This window comes from Micromonospora sp. KC207 (assembly GCF_004348615.1).
In the GTDB taxonomy this organism is placed as follows: Bacteria; Actinomycetota; Actinomycetes; order Mycobacteriales; family Micromonosporaceae; genus Micromonospora.
Genome location: NZ_SMKJ01000610.1, coordinates 1 through 1,013, shown reverse-complemented (window position 1 = coordinate 1,013; position 1,013 = coordinate 1). Strand labels below are relative to the sequence as shown.

At 70.8% G+C, this 1,013-nt stretch carries 1 protein-coding gene; it reads left to right on the top strand.

The window, feature by feature from the left end:
• Position 1: 1 nt before the first annotated feature.
• Positions 2 to 1,013 (top strand): acyltransferase (locus E1258_RS32810; protein ID WP_132407878.1); only part of this gene is annotated, 1,012 nt, incomplete at its 3' end.

Genomic DNA, 1,013 nt, shown 5'->3' with positions numbered 1-1,013 from the left:
TATAAGAGACAGCGCCCGCCCGGCGAGCCGGCTGCCCTCGCTGACCGGGCTGCGCTGGGTCGCGGCCCTGCTCGTCTTCGGCTACCACGTCGGCACCATGCGGATCATCGGCCAGCCCGAGGCCAAGGCCGCCGTCGACTGGTTGTTCACCCTGGGCCTGTCCGGCGTCGAGTTCTTCTTCATCCTCAGCGGCTTCGTGCTGGTCTGGTCGGCCCGCGACGGGGACCGCCGGCGCGACTTCCTGCGCCGCCGGCTTGCCAAGATCTATCCCAACCACCTGTTGATGTGGGCGGTGGTGCTGGTGAGCGGGGTGTGGGTCTTCGCCGACCCGGTCAATGTCCGCGCCGCGGTGGAGAACCTGTTCCTGGTTCAGGCATGGGACCCGACGCCCGGCTACTTCTACAGCGTCAACTCGGTGAGCTGGTCGCTCTCCTGCGAACTGTTCTTCTACCTCTGCCTGCCGTTCGCGCTGCCGCTGGTGCGCCGGGCGCGGGTCGGGGCGCTGTGGGCGGTGGTGGTGGCGGTGCCACTGCTGATCGTGGCGCTCTGGCCCGGGCAGCGCCTGGTGCCACAGGAGAGCACCTGGTGGTTCACCCAGATCTTCCCGGTCGTGCGTTCCCTGGAGTTCTGGATGGGAGTGGCCGCCGCCGAGCTGCTGCGGCGGGGGCGCTGGCGCGGCCCCGGGCTCACCGCCGCCAGCGCCATCTTCGTGCTCACCTGGGTGGTCGCCGCCCAGTGGATCCGCGCCGAGCTGTGGGCGGCGCTGCTCGCGGCGGCGTACCTGCTGGTCATCGTGGCCGCGGCCGACGCGGACGTGCGCGGCGCGCGGACGCCCTGGCGGTCCCGGCCAATGGTCTGGCTCGGCGAGGTCTCCTTCGCTTTCTACCTGGTGCACGTCTTCGTCATGGTCACCGTCCTGCGGTTGGCCGACCGACTCGGCGCGGGGCTGCCCGGTTGGTGGGGGCTGTTGGCCGTGATCGGCTTCCTACTGGTCAACCTCGGGCTGGCCGCGC